Source organism: Clostridium sp. TF11-13AC, assembly GCF_003481065.1.
Lineage (GTDB): Bacteria > Bacillota > Clostridia > Lachnospirales > Lachnospiraceae > Otoolea > Otoolea fessa.
On sequence record NZ_QUKJ01000001.1, the window covers coordinates 221,144 to 235,741 of the forward strand.

Genomic DNA, 14,598 nt, shown 5'->3' on the forward strand with positions numbered 1-14,598 from the left:
AGAAATACGGATGCTTTCTGCTCTTTTTTGTTCCATAAAAGATACCGGTATCGGTCATGGAAGAGTCTTGTGGAGCGAAAAAGAGCTGTGTTCTAGAAGCTTTACGGGCTTGCAGAGGGAGAAAAAATGGCAGTTTGGAAATGGATTGTGGAGACGGCGGCGACCTGGACAGCGGTCGGCATCTGGATTCGCCTGCTGTTTTCGCTGGCGGTGGGAATGTTCATTGGAATTGACCGTGGCCTGAAACGGCGCGGTGCGGGCATCAAGACGCATGTGCTGGTCTGCCTGGGTTCAGCGCTTGTCATGTTGACGAGTGAATATATGTTCCGGACATTTCCATCTGCAAAAGCGGACATGGCGCGGATGGGCGCGCAGGTTATCAGCGGTGTCGGATTTTTAGGGGTTGGCACGATCATGGTAACCGGGCGTAATCAGGTGCGTGGATTGACTACAGCGGCGTGTCTCTGGGTCTGCGCCTGTGAAGGACTGGCAGCCGGTATCGGATTTGTGGACGGTGCGGTTTACGGTCTGATTCTGATTGCGGTTACCTTGAAGCTCCTGACACGTGTGGATACAATGATTCATGAGCATGCAAAGGTGTTCGATTTCTATCTGGAATTTACCAGCAGCCGGTGTGTTGGGGCGTTCATGGATACCATGCGTTCTAAGAATGTGAAAATCGTGTCTTTTGATATTGCCAAGAATAAGTTAAAGGGCGAGGGTCCCTCCGCGACGATGTCGGTGGAAGTGCAGGACAAGTCGCTTCGAAAAACACTTCTGAGCGATATTCAGGCGATGGAGGAGATCCGGTTTGCAGAGGAGCTGTAGCAGCTAAAGGGTTCAGATGGGCTTACGCACGAAATGCAGCAGAAATAGGATGAATTGTCTAAACAAACAGGATAGTTGAAACGAGAACAAGAAAACATTTAGTATAAATAATGGAGGATCACAGTATGAACGGAAATACATACGACGTAGTGATTATCGGAGGTGGCGTCATCGGCAGCAGCATCGCCAGAGCGCTTTCGAAATATGAGTGCCGCACCGTGCTTCTGGAAAAAGAAGAGGATGTCTGCTCCGGCACATCGAAGGCAAACAGTGCTATCGTCCATGCGGGCTATGACGCAAAGACAGGTTCTTTAAAAGCAAAGCTCAATGTAAAAGGCAACGCCATGATGGGAGATTTATCCAAAGAACTTGATTTTGATTTCAAGCGGAATTCCTCCCTGGTACTCTGCTTCGCGCAGGAGGACCGCCCGGCGCTGCAGGCACTCTATGAGAGAGGCGTGGCAAACGGTGTGCCGGATATTTCCATTCTGACCGGCGATGAGGTCCGCAAGATGGAGCCGAACGTCAGCGGGGAGGTTGTGGCAGCGCTCTATGCACCGACCGGCGGCATCGTATGTCCATTTGGTCTGACGATCGCGCTGGCAGAGAATGCCTGTGATAACGGCGTTGAATTCGTATTCAACACAAAAGCAGAAAAAGTTGAAAAAATGACAGAAGGATACCGTGTGATAACCAACAACGGTGTCTTCGAGACAAAATATGTCGTGAACGCAGCCGGAGTGTATTCTGACGAGATCCACAACATGGTTTCGAAAAAGAAGCTTCACATTGTGCCGCGCCGCGGCGAGTACTGCCTGCTCGATAAAGAGGCTGGCAACCACGTATCAGCGACCGTATTCCAGCTTCCGGGCAAGTATGGCAAGGGAATCCTCGTCAGCCCGACGATTCACGGAAATCTCTTAGTCGGACCGACCGCGGTGGATCAGGAAGATAAGGACGGAACCTACACGACCGCCGAGGGACTGGCAGAGGCATGTGAGAAGGCAACCAAGAGTGTCAACAACATTCCGTTCCGTCAGGTCATCACTTCCTTCTCCGGTCTGCGTGCCCATGAGGACGGCGATGATTTCATCATCGGTGAGGCAGAGGACGCACCGGGCTTCTTTGATGCAGCCGGAATCGAGTCTCCGGGACTTTCCTGCGCACCGGCGATCGGTGAATATCTGGCTGGGATGATTGAGGAAAAAGCTGGATTTGGCAAGAATCCGAATTTCAATCCGGTCCGCAAGGGCATCGTGAAAGCAGCACGTTTAAATACGGAAGAACGCGCAGAACTGATCCGCAAGAACCCGGCATACGGCGCAATCGTCTGCCGTTGCGAGACAATCAGCGAGGGGGAGATCGTGGATGCGATCACCCGTACACTCGGCGCACGCTCGATGGATGGCATCAAACGGCGCGTCCGTCAGGGTATGGGACGGTGTCAGGCAGGCTTCTGCACTCCGAGAGCGATGGAAATTCTCTCCCGTGAGACGGGAATCCCGATCACAGAGATCTGCAAAAACCGCAAAGGTTCCGAAATGATAAAAGGTGAGGAGGCATAACCATGATTCAGCATGACATTGTAATTATCGGCGGCGGTCCGGCTGGACTGGCAGCGGCAGCAGCGGCCAAGAAAAGCGGCGCAGAGGATATTCTGATTCTGGAGCGCGACAGCGTGCTGGGCGGTATCTTAAATCAGTGTATCCACAATGGTTTTGGTCTTCATACCTTTAAAGAAGAACTGACCGGACCGGAGTATGCGGCACGTTATGAGGAAGAAGTGAAAAAGCTGGAAATTCCGTACCGCTTAAACAGCATGGTACTGGATATCAATAAAGACAAAGAGATCACAGTCGTAAGCCGCAGCGAGGGACTGGAGCTCATCAAGGCAAAAGCGATTATCCTGGCGATGGGATGCCGCGAACGTCCGAGAGGCGCCCTGAACATTCCGGGGTATCGTCCGGCAGGTATCTACACTGCTGGTACGGCACAGCGTCTCATGAACATCGAGGGACATATGGTCGGTAAAGAGGTTGTCATCCTCGGTTCCGGCGATATCGGACTGATCATGGCGAGACGTATGACACTGGAGGGCGCAAAGGTTAAGGTTGTAGCGGAGCTGATGCCGTATTCGGGCGGTCTGAAGAGAAATATCGTACAGTGCTTAAATGACTTTGATATTCCGTTGAAGTTAAGTCATACGGTTGTGAATATCGAGGGAAAAGAGCGCGTGAAAGGCATTACGCTGGCACAGGTCGGACCGGACCGCAAACCGATTCCGGGTACCGAAGAGCACTATGACTGTGATACGCTTCTGTTATCCTGTGGTCTGATTCCGGAGAATGAGCTGACGAGAAATATGGGCGTGGCGATGAACCCGGTTACCTCCGGCCCAATGGTCAATGACCGTCTGGAAACAGGCATCGAGGGTGTATTTGCCTGCGGCAACGTGCTTCATGTACATGATCTGGTTGACTATGTATCCGAGGAGGCAGCGCTGGCAGGACAGAACGCAGCGAAATATGTGAAATCCGGCGAGACGAAGAAAGGTCACAGCGTGACACTCAAGGCAGAAAATGGCGTCCGCTACACGGTACCGCAGTCGATCGATACCGAGGCGATGTCAGACAAGCTGACGGTTCGTTTCCGTGTGGCAGATGTTTATAAAAACCGCAGCATTTCCGTTTATTTTGACGGAGAGCGTGTGAGCAGCCGCAAAAAACGCGTGCTGGCACCGGGTGAGATGGAGCAGGTAATCCTGACGAAGGAAAGTCTGGAGAAATATCCGGATCTGAAAGAAATAACCATTTGCACGGAGGTGGATGAGTGATGGAAGTAAGAGAACTGACCTGTATCGGATGTCCGCTGGGCTGTCAGCTCACTGTGACGATGGGAAATGACGAGATCAAGGTAGAAGGAAATACATGCCCGCGGGGCGAGGCGTATGCAAAGAAAGAGGTAACCAATCCGACGAGAATCGTTACCTCAACGGTACGCGTCGAGGGCGGCACGATCGAGAGAGCAGCGGTCAAGACGGCTTCGGATATCCCGAAGGGCAAAATTTTTGATTGCATGAAGGAGATCCGCGCCGTGAAGGTGGCAGCTCCGGTGCATATCGGGGATGTGATTATCGCAGACTGCGCTGGAACCGGGGTTGCGGTTGTGGCGAGCAAGAATGTAGGGCGGGCATAAAAAAACGTAAAAGTGACGCCGCCAGCCTGTCGCAGAATATAAAGATGAGAGATGGGAGGTTGTACAGACTCATAGAAGAGATTTGTACGGCTTCCCATTTTTGAAATTAAGATTTATGAAAAACGTGCTTGCATATTTGGGCAGGATTGGATAAAGTTGTTTTGAAGAAAATCTTTTTTACAGGTACATATTTACAGAGATAAATTACAAGGAGAGAGGCATGGAAAAACGTGAAATTTTAAAGGAGACAGAGCTGTTTGTCCTCGATATGGACGGGACGTTTTATCTGGATACGGATGTGCTCGACGGGGCGTTGGATTTCCTGGAGGAAGTGAAGAAAGCCGGGAAGAGATATGTGTTTTTTACGAATAATTCGTCGAAATCTCCGAAAACATATATTGACAAACTGGCAAAAATGGGGTGTTATATTAAAAGAAATCAGATCATTACATCCGGGGATGTGATGATTCAGTATCTGAAAGAGTATTATCCTGAAAAGAAAGTCTATCTGGTGGGAACGCCGGACCTGGAGGAGAATTTCCGTGAAAATGGCATTCTTCTGACAAGGGAGATGCCGGATGTGGTCGTGATTGGCTTTGATATGACATTGACCTATGAGAAGTTGGAGCGCGCCTGCACGTATATCCGCAACGGCGCTGTGTTCCTGGCAACGCATCTGGATATCAACTGCCCGACGAAGGATGGTTTTATCCCGGACTGCGGCGCAATGTGCGCGGCAATCTCCTTATCGACCGGAAAGGAGCCGAAGTATGTCGGAAAACCATTCAAGGAGACCGTGGATATGGTTCTGGAGATGACCGGGGCAAAGCGCGAGGCAATGTCGTTTGTCGGCGACCGGATCTACACGGATGTGAAAACCGGCGTGGTAAATGGGGCACACGGAATCCTGGTGCTGACCGGCGAGACGAAGCTGGAGGATGTACCGAAGGCGGATGTCGTGCCGGATGCGATTTTCACAGGGCTGAAAGAGATGGGAGAAATACTCAAGACTATGAGAGAAGAGGAAGCATAGAATGACAATGCTTGAATTACTGGAGGAATCTCCGATAATCGCAGCGATTAAGAGCTGGGAAGGGCTGGAAAAAAGTCTTAAATCTGAATGTAAGGTAGTATTTGTGCTGTTTGGCACGATCTGTGATATTGATCAGATTGTAGCGCGCATCAAGGACGCCGGGAAGGTGGCGATCGTCCACGTGGATATGATCCAGGGACTGAGCACCAAGAGGGTGGCGGTCGATTTTATCGCCCACAATACGCGGGCGGACGGTATTATCAGCACAAAAAATACACTGGTGGAGCGCGCGAAGGAGATGGGACTTTATGCGATCCAGAGAACCTTTGTTGTGGATTCGATCGCACTCGATACATTGAAAAAACAGATCGAAATGTTCCGACCGGATGCAGTCGAGATCATGCCGGGGGTGATGCCGAAGATTCTTAAGATCATGCGCGAGTACACCGATATTCCGCTGATCGCCGGGGGACTGCTGTCTGACAAAAAAGATGTGATGGCGGCCTTTGAGGCGGGTACGGATGCCATTTCAGCGACGAATGAAGCGGTGTGGTACGTGTGATTTTAAAACTTAAACGATTTAGACGCTGTGAGTGACAGATATATTTGAAATAATGAAATTGATAAAAAAATATCAATCATTTCGCGATTTCGCTTGATTTTTTACCATGAATGCATTAGAATGATGAAGTAATCTCTTTTGGTAAAAATAGATAAAGAGAAGAAAAGGCGAGTTTTCGCATTGTACAAAATATAAGAACCGTGAAAAGGTAAAGCGGTTGCAAACTATACACATGTACAGTGGGGGACACTGAAATCCCCGGTTCGGTGAGAAATGTCAGACAAAATTTAAGTCGAACGTCCGTGAGACTTGGCGCATGATTCTGGTCAGCGAAGCTGACAATTTCACACAGACGGGAGCCGCCGGATAACAGGAAAGGGGTATTAAGATGGCTAAGATCGATTTAAGCAAGTACGGAATCACAGGAACAACGGAGATTGTTTACAACCCTTCTTATGAGATGCTGTTTGAAGAAGAAACCAAACCGGAGCTGGAGGGCTATGAAAAAGGTCAGGTCAGCGAGCTTGGTGCAGTAAACGTTATGACAGGTATTTATACCGGACGTTCCCCGAAAGACAAATTCATCGTTATGGATGAGAACTCTAAGGACACAGTATGGTGGACTTCAGACGAGTACAAGAACGACAACCATGTAGCATCCAAAGAGACCTGGAACGCAGTAAAGGATATCGCTTTAAATGAGCTCTCCAACAAGAGACTGTTTGTAGTAGATGCTTTCTGTGGCGCAAATAAAGACACCCGTATGGCGATCCGTTTTATTGTGGAGGTTGCTTGGCAGGCTCATTTCGTAAAGAATATGTTCATCGTTCCGACCGATGAAGAACTGGCTGATTTCGAACCGGACTTCGTAGTATACAACGCTTCCAAGGCTAAAGTTGAGAACTACAAAGAGCTTGGATTAAACTCTGAGACAGCTGTTGTCTTCAATATCACAAGCCGCGAGCAGGTTATCATCAACACCTGGTACGGTGGAGAGATGAAGAAAGGTATGTTCTCCATGATGAACTACTACCTTCCGTTAAAGGGCATCGCTGCTATGCACTGCTCCGCTAACACCGACTTAAATGGCGAGAACACCGCTATCTTCTTCGGACTTTCCGGAACTGGCAAGACTACCCTTTCTACCGACCCGAAACGTCTTCTCATCGGTGATGACGAGCACGGCTGGGATGACAACGGTGTATTCAACTTCGAGGGCGGCTGCTATGCGAAGGTTATCAACCTGGATAAAGAGTCTGAGCCGGATATCTACAACGCTATCAGACGTGATGCGCTGCTTGAGAACGTTACCCTGGATGAGAACGGCAAGATCGATTTCGCTGATAAGAGCGTAACCGAGAACACCCGTGTATCCTACCCGATCGATCATATTCAGAATATTGTACGTCCGGTATCCTCTGCACCAGCAGCTAAGAACGTTATCTTCCTGTCTGCAGACGCATTCGGAGTACTTCCGCCGGTATCTATCCTGACACCGGAGCAGACACAGTACTACTTCTTATCCGGATTTACAGCAAAACTGGCTGGTACCGAGCGCGGCATTACCGAGCCGACCCCGACCTTCTCCGCTTGCTTCGGACAGGCTTTCCTGGAGCTGCATCCGACCAAATACGCAGAAGAGCTGGTTAAGAGAATGGAGAAGAGCGGAGCAAAAGCTTACCTCGTAAATACAGGCTGGAACGGAACCGGCAAACGTATCTCCATCAAAGATACCCGTGGTATTATCGACGCTATCTTAAATGGTGACATCCAGAAGGCTCCGACCAAGAAGATCCCGTACTTCAACTTCGAAGTACCGACCGAGCTTCCGGGCGTAGATCCGGCTATCCTGGATACCCGCGATACCTATGCAAACGAGGCTGAGTGGGAAGAGAAAGCAAAAGATCTGGCAAGCCGTTTCATCAAGAACTTCGCTAAATACGAAGGCAACGAAGCTGGCAAGGCTCTGGTAAAGGCTGGTCCGCAGTTATAATGCCAGAAATAAATGGTAAATAAATCCAAGAGGTAAACCTGGTGAGATAGAAAACCTCCAGTTTGTTTGGATGAGAAATGTGATTCTCATTCGAATGGACTGGAGGTTTTTGGTTTCATAGGAAATACGTCCTATGAAACCAAAAATGCTCCGCGAGGATGCACACTCGCGCGAAGCAGAAACATGTCGCAAGCGACCGCGCGAGACGCCCGGATGTGCCAAGGCACATTTTTTATTGCTGCTGCAAAACACATGTTTGGATTTGAGTATTTCGTGAAGCTGATGGTTATGCTATAATAGAAGCACTTAGTGAGTTTTTAACTGGATTTTCATGTGTACGCTCGGAATCTTTCTGTGCTTGATTTTGTGAGATGATTTTTTACCAGTGGCGCTCAAATTTTAAATTCATAGAGAAGGGAGGATCCTGCCATGCAGAAACCAGTTTCCAGGCGTGCGTATATTGCCATCGATTTAAAATCGTTCTACGCATCGGTCGAGTGCGTAGAGCGCGGTCTGGATCCGTTGACGACGAATCTGGTCGTGGCGAATCCGTCGCGGACGGAGAAAACGATTTGTCTGGCGGTGTCACCGTCACTGAAATCCTATGGTGTGCCGGGGCGTCCCAGGTTATTTGAGGTGATTCAGCGGATTAGGGAAGTCAATGAGGAACGCCGCAGACTGGCGCCGGGACGTCAGTTCCGGGATAAATCGTGGAGAAATGAAGAATTAAAGGCGGATCCGTCGCTGGCGGTCAGCTATCTGGTTGCGCCGCCGAGAATGGCATACTATATGAAATGGAGCACGCAGATCTACCAGATTTATCTCCGGTATGTGGCACCGGAGGACATCCATGTGTATTCGATTGACGAGGTATTCATGGATGTTACGGAATATCTGGGAATTTACAAGGTTTCGCCGCGGGAGCTGGCAAAGGGGATCATCCGCACGGTGTTAAAGGAAACAGGCATCACGGCGACGGCGGGGATTGGGACGAACCTGTATCTGTGCAAGGTGGCGATGGATATTGTGGCGAAACACGTGGAAGCGGACAAGGACGGCGTGCGGATTGCCGAGCTGGATGAGCAGAGTTATCGGGAACTTTTGTGGACGCATGAGCCGCTGACTGATTTCTGGCGGGTTGGACCGGGCTATCAGAAGAAACTCTGGCAGGCGGGACTTCGGACAATGGGCGATATTGCACGTTGTTCACTGGGAAAACCGGGCGAGTTTTACAGCGAGGAACTGCTGTACCAGATGTTCGGCATCAACGCCGAGCTTCTGATTGACCATGCGTGGGGCTGCGAGTCGTGCACGATCGCACAGATACGGGCGTACAAGCCGCAGAGTAGCAGCCTGGGCTGCGGACAGGTGCTTCACTGTCCGTACACGGCGGACAAGGCGCGGATCGTGGTTCAGGAGATGATTGACGGGATCTCGCTGGAGCTGGTGGAAAAACGGCTGGTGACCGATCAGCTCGTTCTAACGGTCGGATATGACATCGAAAACCTGACCCGCCCGGAGATACGGAAAGTATACAAGGGACCGGTAACAACCGATCGCTACGGGCGGCGTGTGCCGAAGCATGCACATGGAACGTGGAATCTGCCGCGTGCGACTTCGTCCTCAAGCGAGCTTCTGGAGGCGATGGCGGCTCTGTATGATAAGATTGTCAACCCGGCGCTTCTCATCCGTCGGATGTCGCTCTCGGCATGCCATGTGGTAAATGAGAAAATGGCGAAAGAGCGTGAACAGAAGGAAACATTTGAACAGCTTGATTTGTTTACCGATTACGCAAAAAAGGAAGCAAAAGAGAAGGAAGAACAGAAAAAACGCGAGCGGGAGCGCCGGATGCAGGAAGCGCTTCTGACGATCAAGAAAAAATACGGAAAAAATGCGGTGCTGCGCGGGATGAACTTTGAGGAAGGCGCGACCGCCAAGGAGCGGAACGGGCAGATCGGGGGGCATCAGGCATAGATGGAAGATCAATATAGAGTGAATGAATTTGAAAACTTAAAAGGTGGACGAAGCCAAACCCAAAAAGGGCAGGAAAGTGACGCCCAGCGCCGCTACGGCGATATCCTCGGTCATTCTTACCCATTTCCCTTGCGCCATGCACGGATGCCGGTGGAGGACCGGGCGGCGCAGTTTGCCTCGTTTGCCGCACTGAATGGCTATGAGGAGGCGGTAGAGGAGGAGGCGCGTCTGACCGAGCGGGAGATCGATCTGGATGACAGCGTGCGTGAGATGATCAATCAGACGCTTGTGGAAGCGGAGGAGCAGCTGATGCGTGGCGAGACGGTTCGGTTTTCTGTGACCTGGTTCCAACCGGACGTGCACAAGGATGGCGGCGCTTACCGAACGGCAGCAGGACGATTGAAGAAAATCGACTATTACCGGCAAGTTTTGTGGTTGGCGGAAATAAGGAGTGGAAATCAGCCTGGACTTGAAAATATAGGCGGGGAGATCGCGGTAAATTTTCCACAGATCTGCCGTGTGGAGCTGATAGAAGAGGAAGTGGAGTGAAATGTTACATGGCAGCACAGTTGCTGAAGCTTTGTATGGACCTCCTGACCGGCAAAGGAAAATATCGTTACTGTTTACGGGTAGGCACTTTTGGAACCGAAAGTGCCGTAAGAAAACGCGGTGGCAGCAGGAATTTGCCGTATTTAAATGCGAAGCCACGGCAAATTCCGTTACTGGGCACGTATGCGTGAACAGTAATAAAATATCAGAAATCCGTAAGAAAAAAGCACTTTTACTTTTGGGTGAAATAGGGTAGACTGTTAGAACAGAGAAAACCAGATAGAAGAGCTGAATACAGAGTATAAAGAAAAATATTTCACTGGTTTTAGGACAAACTAAAAAGTGCCTGGGAAGTTTTGAAAAATTTCAGAGAAGTCCCTGGGAACAGACAGGGAGCAGGCATAAGAACAGTCGGAAGGAGATTCAAATTATGAAAAAAAAATCGTTATATATTGCGGGGATTTGTGCAGCACTGTCGGTAGGTGCGCTTGGGTGCGCTTCCAGTGCAAAAGCGGGCGATGAGGAGAATAAGACGGCTGTCGAAGATACGAAGGCAGCTGGGGAGACTACTGCAGCGGAAACCAGCGAGAGTAATACGGTTATCGAGAAAAACGCCCCGTCCGGTCCGGCATCCGGTACAGGAAAGAAGGTTTCATCCGAATTTATTTGTGTTTATGGTCCGGTTTCGGAGGTTACCAGTGATTCCGTCACGATTGACAATCAGTCGGGAATCAGCAGTGCCGGCGAGATGGTGATCACATTTTCACCGGAAACGCCGATTTTTGACGCAGAGACAGGCAATCCGGTCGATATGACCGAGGCGGAGACGGGAACCGTTGTATATGCCTACATCGGGGAGGCGATGACGATGAGCGAGCCGCCGATCACGAACGGACAGCTCTTCTTCGTCCATGTAACCGATGTGAGCGCCGTGCCGGTTTACACAGAGATCGAGTCGGTGAAAAAGAGTGCCGAGAATGATGATACCGTCTATGTGAAAGCAGAGGATGGCGTGACTTATACTATCAGCGCTGAGACACATATTCTGCCGTATTTAACCCGGAACATCGTGACCGCAGACGATCTGGAAGCGGGAAAGAAATGCGCGATCTGGGCGGACGCGGAAGGAAAGGTATCGAGACTGGTGCTGTTTCAGCAATAAGGGCGGATGTGCATAAAGCGATAAAATTATAAATATGTCATGTAGATCGGACGGTTTGAACAGTGAAAAACACAGCGAAAAACCGTCCGATTTTTGGTTTGACTTTTTGTTGCACAGTAAAATACATTTGTGAAACAAAAAAATTGCATAAATGCATATTGGCTGCTCTGGTTGAAGCGCCGGAAAAGCAGACTTTCAGTCTGTATGCAGATGAATTGCTATATGACAAGACAGATGTAATAAAAAGTGTCAAAATTTCATTGACACAGCTTTTCTCTTAGAGGTATAATCACAGAAGTTTACTGTGTGGAAGCTATATGGACAGAGAAATATGGCGTGGCAAAGATGTCGGATACATTGTAAAGAAGAAAATGAACCGCAGCTGTCGGGAAAATGGTATGGTTTCTGTCAATCGATGGGGATTCGGAAGCGTGAACAGAGCGGTGAAAAAAGGAGAGGGAAAAGAGATGGATCAGGAGATAAAGCAGCGGATCGAGACATTAAAAAAAGAGAAGGATGCCGTGATTCTGGCACATTATTACGTAGATGGAGAAGTGCAGGAGATTGCCGATTATGTGGGCGATTCGTATTATCTGGCGGAGCTGGCGACGACGGTGCCGCAGAAGACGATCATTTTCTGTGGCGTGTCATTTATGGGCGAGAGTGCGAAGATTTTAAGCCCGGAGAAGACGGTTATCATGGCAGATCGGAGCGCGGACTGTCCGATGGCTCACATGGTTGAGGTGGAGAAGATCCGCGAAGTACGCAAAGAGTATCCGGATGTAGCCGTTGTCTGTTATGTGAACTCGATGGCGGAGATCAAGGCAGAATCGGATGTCTGTGTTACGTCATCGAATGCACTCAAAATCGTGAAAAAACTGCCGAACAAGGATATTTTCTTTATTCCGGATGAGAATCTGGGACGTTTTATTGCAAAAAAGGTGCCGGAGAAACATTTTATTTTCAATGACGGTTTCTGCCATGTACATAAGAGTATTCATGCGGAAGATGTAAAGAAAGCAAAAGAGCTGCATCCGGAGGCAGTTGTGCTGGCGCATCCGGAGTGTACCGGCGATGTGCTGGAGCTGGCAGATTTTGTCGGAAGTACCTCCCAGATTATTGATTATGCGACGAATTCGGATGAGAAAGTCTTCCTGATCTGCACCGAGATGGGCGTGTTCTATGAACTGCTGCAGAAGAACCCGGAGAAGAAGTTTTTCTCCGTAGGTCACCGTCAGTTTTGCCCGAATATGAAGAAGATTCATCTGGACAGTGTACTGCGGGCGCTGGAAAATCCAGAAGAGGAAGTGGAGATGGATGAGGCGATGCGGCAGAGGGCGGTTGGTCCGCTGGCGCGGATGCTGGAATTGGCAAAATAAAGGAATAAATAAAGATACAATATAAACAAATAGACCCAAAAGGATCATTCAAAGGATTCCCACAGAAAATGCTGCAAATCAGCGTTTCCGGCTGTGATTGCCTGTCAGGAAAACATACAATCACAGCTAGAGACCAGACAGCGGCATTCCCTGTGGGATTTAAATTTTAAATGGAACGGCTCTGCTTATTCAGCCACAACCGCTTTCACAATCTCCGCAATATACATATCATGATAGTCCTTCTCCGGATAGAACTTGTTGTCAGCGTCCTTATCGATAAAATCTGCCGGATTCATGGATGTGCGGTACATTTTGCGGCAGATGAGGATGGTGTCAGCTTCTTCAAATGCCGGTACGCCGTCGATGAAGACCGGGGTCAGGCCGGCTTCCTTGATTTTGTCGTGGTCACGGCCAGATACGGAGCCGCAGAGTTTGAGAGCATCGCGGTGTCCGTCTTTTAAGAAGCTGACGGAGAAGAGTTCTTCTTTGTCTATAAATTCTTTGGTGTAGCGCTGGGGACGGATATAGCAGGTAACAGCCGGTTTGCCCCAGAATACGCCTGCGCCGCCCCAGCTGGCAGTCATGGTGTTGAATTTATCCTCGGTGCCGGCGGTTAAAAGCATCCAGTCGGAACCGATGCGGGTAAACGGGTTAAAATTTAATTCTTCTGGCTTTATTTCTTTGAAGCTCATCGAAAAATCCTTCCTTTCCTGTCTGAATTGATTATTCTGTGAGTACCTTACCATTATCAGAGAAGAAAATCAAATATATTTTCGAAAATTCATTGACAGATGAGAAAAAAAGAGGTAGTCTTTAAATTAAGGTTAGAGACATCTAACTTGAGTTGCGGCATTCTAACCTGAGTTTGTTCATGCTAATTATGTTTTGTTTTTGATGAAACACAATATAATATGAGCACTTAGTGCGAGTCGTATCTAAGGACTTAATGAGGCTGAGCCAGAGGCAAAAGCGGAATTTAGTACTTGCAAAAAGAGTGGCAAGCAGAGTATGCTATATATTTTAAACGAACAGTTAGTCTGCGCTAATAAAAAGCCGGGTTGTGGACGGAAACGGCAGATGTGCGGAAAAATAATTTAGAAGATATGGAAAGAGAGATGATACGATGCAGCAGAGAGAGCAGATTATCAGCGAACTGAAGAGACGGGGGAAACGGATGACCGATCAAAGAAAGATCATGTTGGATGTGATCCTGGAGGGAAGATGGAGCAGTTGTAAGGAGATCTACTACGAGGCATCCAAGCGCGACCCGGGGATCGGCAAGGCAACGGTGTACCGGATGATTGCAGTGCTGGAAGAAATCGGCGTTTTAAACCGTTGCCGCCAGTATTCTCTGCGGAATGAGGATGAGCTGTCAAGTATAACTTCGGATGCTAGCTGATAAAAAATCTCAATAAGGAAAGTTAGGTTTGACTATCATGGGGGTAAGCTGTTACCATCTACTTGTACCTCAGAAATGAGTCATTAAACGCAGCTATATTCGCATTTGAAATGGAATAAAGAGTTTTCAAAAATCATATGTGAATATAATTAGATAATATCAGAGGAGGAGTAATCATGATGGACATTTTCAAATTAAAAAAATTAGGTTTATTTGCAGGCGGCGTTTTGTTCGGAACAGCAGGTGTTAAGATTCTTGGCAGCGAGGATGCAAAGAAATTTTACGTAAACTGCGTAGCAGCCGGACTTCGTGCACGTGATTGTGTGATGACCACCGCTACCAATATTCAGGAGAACGCTGAGGACATCCTGGCTGAGGCAAAGCAGATCAACGAGGCTCGCGGCTATGAGAGCTTTGGTGAGGATGAGGATTTCAACGAGACTGCTGAGGCAACCGAGGCCGCACCGGAGGCTGAGAAGGCAGAGCAGTAATAGCAACTCCAAGAATACATGAATCTAAATAAC

The 14,598-nt window shown here is 48.9% G+C and carries 14 protein-coding genes; 13 read left to right on the top strand and 1 reads right to left on the bottom strand.

The window, feature by feature from the left end:
* The first annotated feature begins 126 nt into the window (after nt 1-126).
* The 11 genes from DXD12_RS00950 to nadA all read left to right on the top strand — a co-directional run bounded on the left by DXD12_RS00950 (nt 127) and on the right by nadA (nt 12,675).
* Nucleotides 127-828, top strand: a complete 702-nt coding sequence (locus DXD12_RS00950) for an MgtC/SapB family protein (protein ID WP_107000139.1) — start codon at nt 127-129, stop codon at nt 826-828.
* Nucleotides 829-953: 125 nt separating this feature from the next.
* Nucleotides 954-2,393, top strand: coding sequence for an NAD(P)/FAD-dependent oxidoreductase (locus tag DXD12_RS00955; RefSeq protein WP_118637029.1), 1,440 nt, complete (start codon nt 954-956; stop codon nt 2,391-2,393).
* 2 nt (nt 2,394-2,395) lie between these two features.
* The gene (locus DXD12_RS00960; protein WP_118637030.1) at nt 2,396-3,661 is read left to right on the top strand and encodes an FAD-dependent oxidoreductase; all 1,266 of its coding nucleotides are present in this window, start codon (nt 2,396-2,398) and stop codon (nt 3,659-3,661) included.
* Nucleotides 3,661-4,023: a DUF1667 domain-containing protein gene (locus DXD12_RS00965; RefSeq protein ID WP_022359840.1), complete on the top strand. Its 363-nt coding sequence runs from the start codon at nt 3,661-3,663 to the stop codon at nt 4,021-4,023. The genes DXD12_RS00960 and DXD12_RS00965 overlap by 1 nt, the downstream gene beginning before the upstream one ends.
* Before the next feature lie 220 nt (nt 4,024-4,243).
* Complete coding sequence (locus DXD12_RS00970) at nt 4,244-5,056, top strand: HAD-IIA family hydrolase (protein WP_022359841.1); 813 nt, start codon at nt 4,244-4,246, stop codon at nt 5,054-5,056.
* Nucleotide 5,057: 1 nt separating this feature from the next.
* Nucleotides 5,058-5,618 (top strand): glycerol-3-phosphate responsive antiterminator, encoded by a 561-nt coding sequence (locus tag DXD12_RS00975; protein WP_107000135.1) that lies wholly within the window; start codon nt 5,058-5,060, stop codon nt 5,616-5,618.
* A gap of 388 nt (nt 5,619-6,006) precedes the next feature.
* Nucleotides 6,007-7,611 carry a phosphoenolpyruvate carboxykinase (ATP) gene (gene pckA, locus DXD12_RS00980; protein WP_022359843.1) on the top strand — a complete coding sequence of 535 codons (1,605 nt, stop codon included), beginning with the start codon at nt 6,007-6,009 and terminating at the stop codon, nt 7,609-7,611.
* Between the two features lie 429 nt (nt 7,612-8,040).
* On the top strand, nt 8,041-9,585 hold the full coding sequence (locus DXD12_RS00985) for a DNA methylase (protein ID WP_118637032.1): 1,545 nt from the start codon (nt 8,041-8,043) through the stop codon (nt 9,583-9,585).
* Complete coding sequence (locus tag DXD12_RS00990) at nt 9,586-10,134, top strand: hypothetical protein (protein ID WP_118637034.1); 549 nt, start codon at nt 9,586-9,588, stop codon at nt 10,132-10,134.
* 430 nt (nt 10,135-10,564) lie between these two features.
* Nucleotides 10,565-11,296 (top strand): hypothetical protein, encoded by a 732-nt coding sequence (locus DXD12_RS01000; RefSeq protein WP_118637038.1) that lies wholly within the window; start codon nt 10,565-10,567, stop codon nt 11,294-11,296.
* Nucleotides 11,297-11,763: 467 nt separating this feature from the next.
* Nucleotides 11,764-12,675: a quinolinate synthase NadA gene (nadA, locus tag DXD12_RS01005; protein ID WP_117796479.1), complete on the top strand. Its 912-nt coding sequence runs from the start codon at nt 11,764-11,766 to the stop codon at nt 12,673-12,675.
* A gap of 185 nt (nt 12,676-12,860) precedes the next feature.
* On the opposite strand, the gene DXD12_RS01010 is transcribed toward nadA, so the two are convergent.
* Nucleotides 12,861-13,367: a flavin reductase gene (locus DXD12_RS01010; RefSeq protein ID WP_118491982.1), complete on the bottom strand. Its 507-nt coding sequence runs from the start codon at nt 13,365-13,367 to the stop codon at nt 12,861-12,863.
* Between the two features lie 431 nt (nt 13,368-13,798).
* Between DXD12_RS01010 and DXD12_RS01015 the strand changes: the two genes are divergently transcribed.
* A complete protein-coding gene (locus DXD12_RS01015) occupies nt 13,799-14,074 on the top strand; it encodes a transcriptional repressor (protein ID WP_107000128.1) in 276 nt (91 codons plus the stop codon).
* A 176-nt stretch (nt 14,075-14,250) separates the two neighbouring features.
* Nucleotides 14,251-14,565, top strand: a complete 315-nt coding sequence (locus DXD12_RS01020) for a DUF6110 family protein (protein WP_022359851.1) — start codon at nt 14,251-14,253, stop codon at nt 14,563-14,565.
* Nucleotides 14,566-14,598 lie beyond the last annotated feature (33 nt).

Excerpts from the sequence above, each read along its gene's own strand:
- DXD12_RS01000 (WP_118637038.1), top strand. The coding sequence starts at position 10,565 with ATGAAAAAAAAATCGTTATATATTGCGGGGATTTGTGCAGCACTGTCG.
- DXD12_RS00990 (WP_118637034.1), top strand. The coding sequence starts at position 9,586 with ATGGAAGATCAATATAGAGTGAATGAATTTGAAAACTTAAAAGGTGGA.
- DXD12_RS00970 (WP_022359841.1), top strand. The coding sequence starts at position 4,244 with ATGGAAAAACGTGAAATTTTAAAGGAGACAGAGCTGTTTGTCCTCGAT.
- DXD12_RS01010 (WP_118491982.1), bottom strand. The coding sequence starts at position 13,367 with ATGAGCTTCAAAGAAATAAAGCCAGAAGAATTAAATTTTAACCCGTTT.
- DXD12_RS00975 (WP_107000135.1), top strand. The coding sequence starts at position 5,058 with ATGACAATGCTTGAATTACTGGAGGAATCTCCGATAATCGCAGCGATT.
- DXD12_RS00985 (WP_118637032.1), top strand. The coding sequence starts at position 8,041 with ATGCAGAAACCAGTTTCCAGGCGTGCGTATATTGCCATCGATTTAAAA.
- DXD12_RS00960 (WP_118637030.1), top strand. The coding sequence starts at position 2,396 with ATGATTCAGCATGACATTGTAATTATCGGCGGCGGTCCGGCTGGACTG.
- DXD12_RS01020 (WP_022359851.1), top strand. The coding sequence starts at position 14,251 with ATGATGGACATTTTCAAATTAAAAAAATTAGGTTTATTTGCAGGCGGC.
- nadA (WP_117796479.1), top strand. The coding sequence starts at position 11,764 with ATGGATCAGGAGATAAAGCAGCGGATCGAGACATTAAAAAAAGAGAAG.
- DXD12_RS01015 (WP_107000128.1), top strand. The coding sequence starts at position 13,799 with ATGCAGCAGAGAGAGCAGATTATCAGCGAACTGAAGAGACGGGGGAAA.
- DXD12_RS00950 (WP_107000139.1), top strand. The coding sequence starts at position 127 with ATGGCAGTTTGGAAATGGATTGTGGAGACGGCGGCGACCTGGACAGCG.
- DXD12_RS00955 (WP_118637029.1), top strand. The coding sequence starts at position 954 with ATGAACGGAAATACATACGACGTAGTGATTATCGGAGGTGGCGTCATC.
- pckA (WP_022359843.1), top strand. The coding sequence starts at position 6,007 with ATGGCTAAGATCGATTTAAGCAAGTACGGAATCACAGGAACAACGGAG.
- DXD12_RS00965 (WP_022359840.1), top strand. The coding sequence starts at position 3,661 with ATGGAAGTAAGAGAACTGACCTGTATCGGATGTCCGCTGGGCTGTCAG.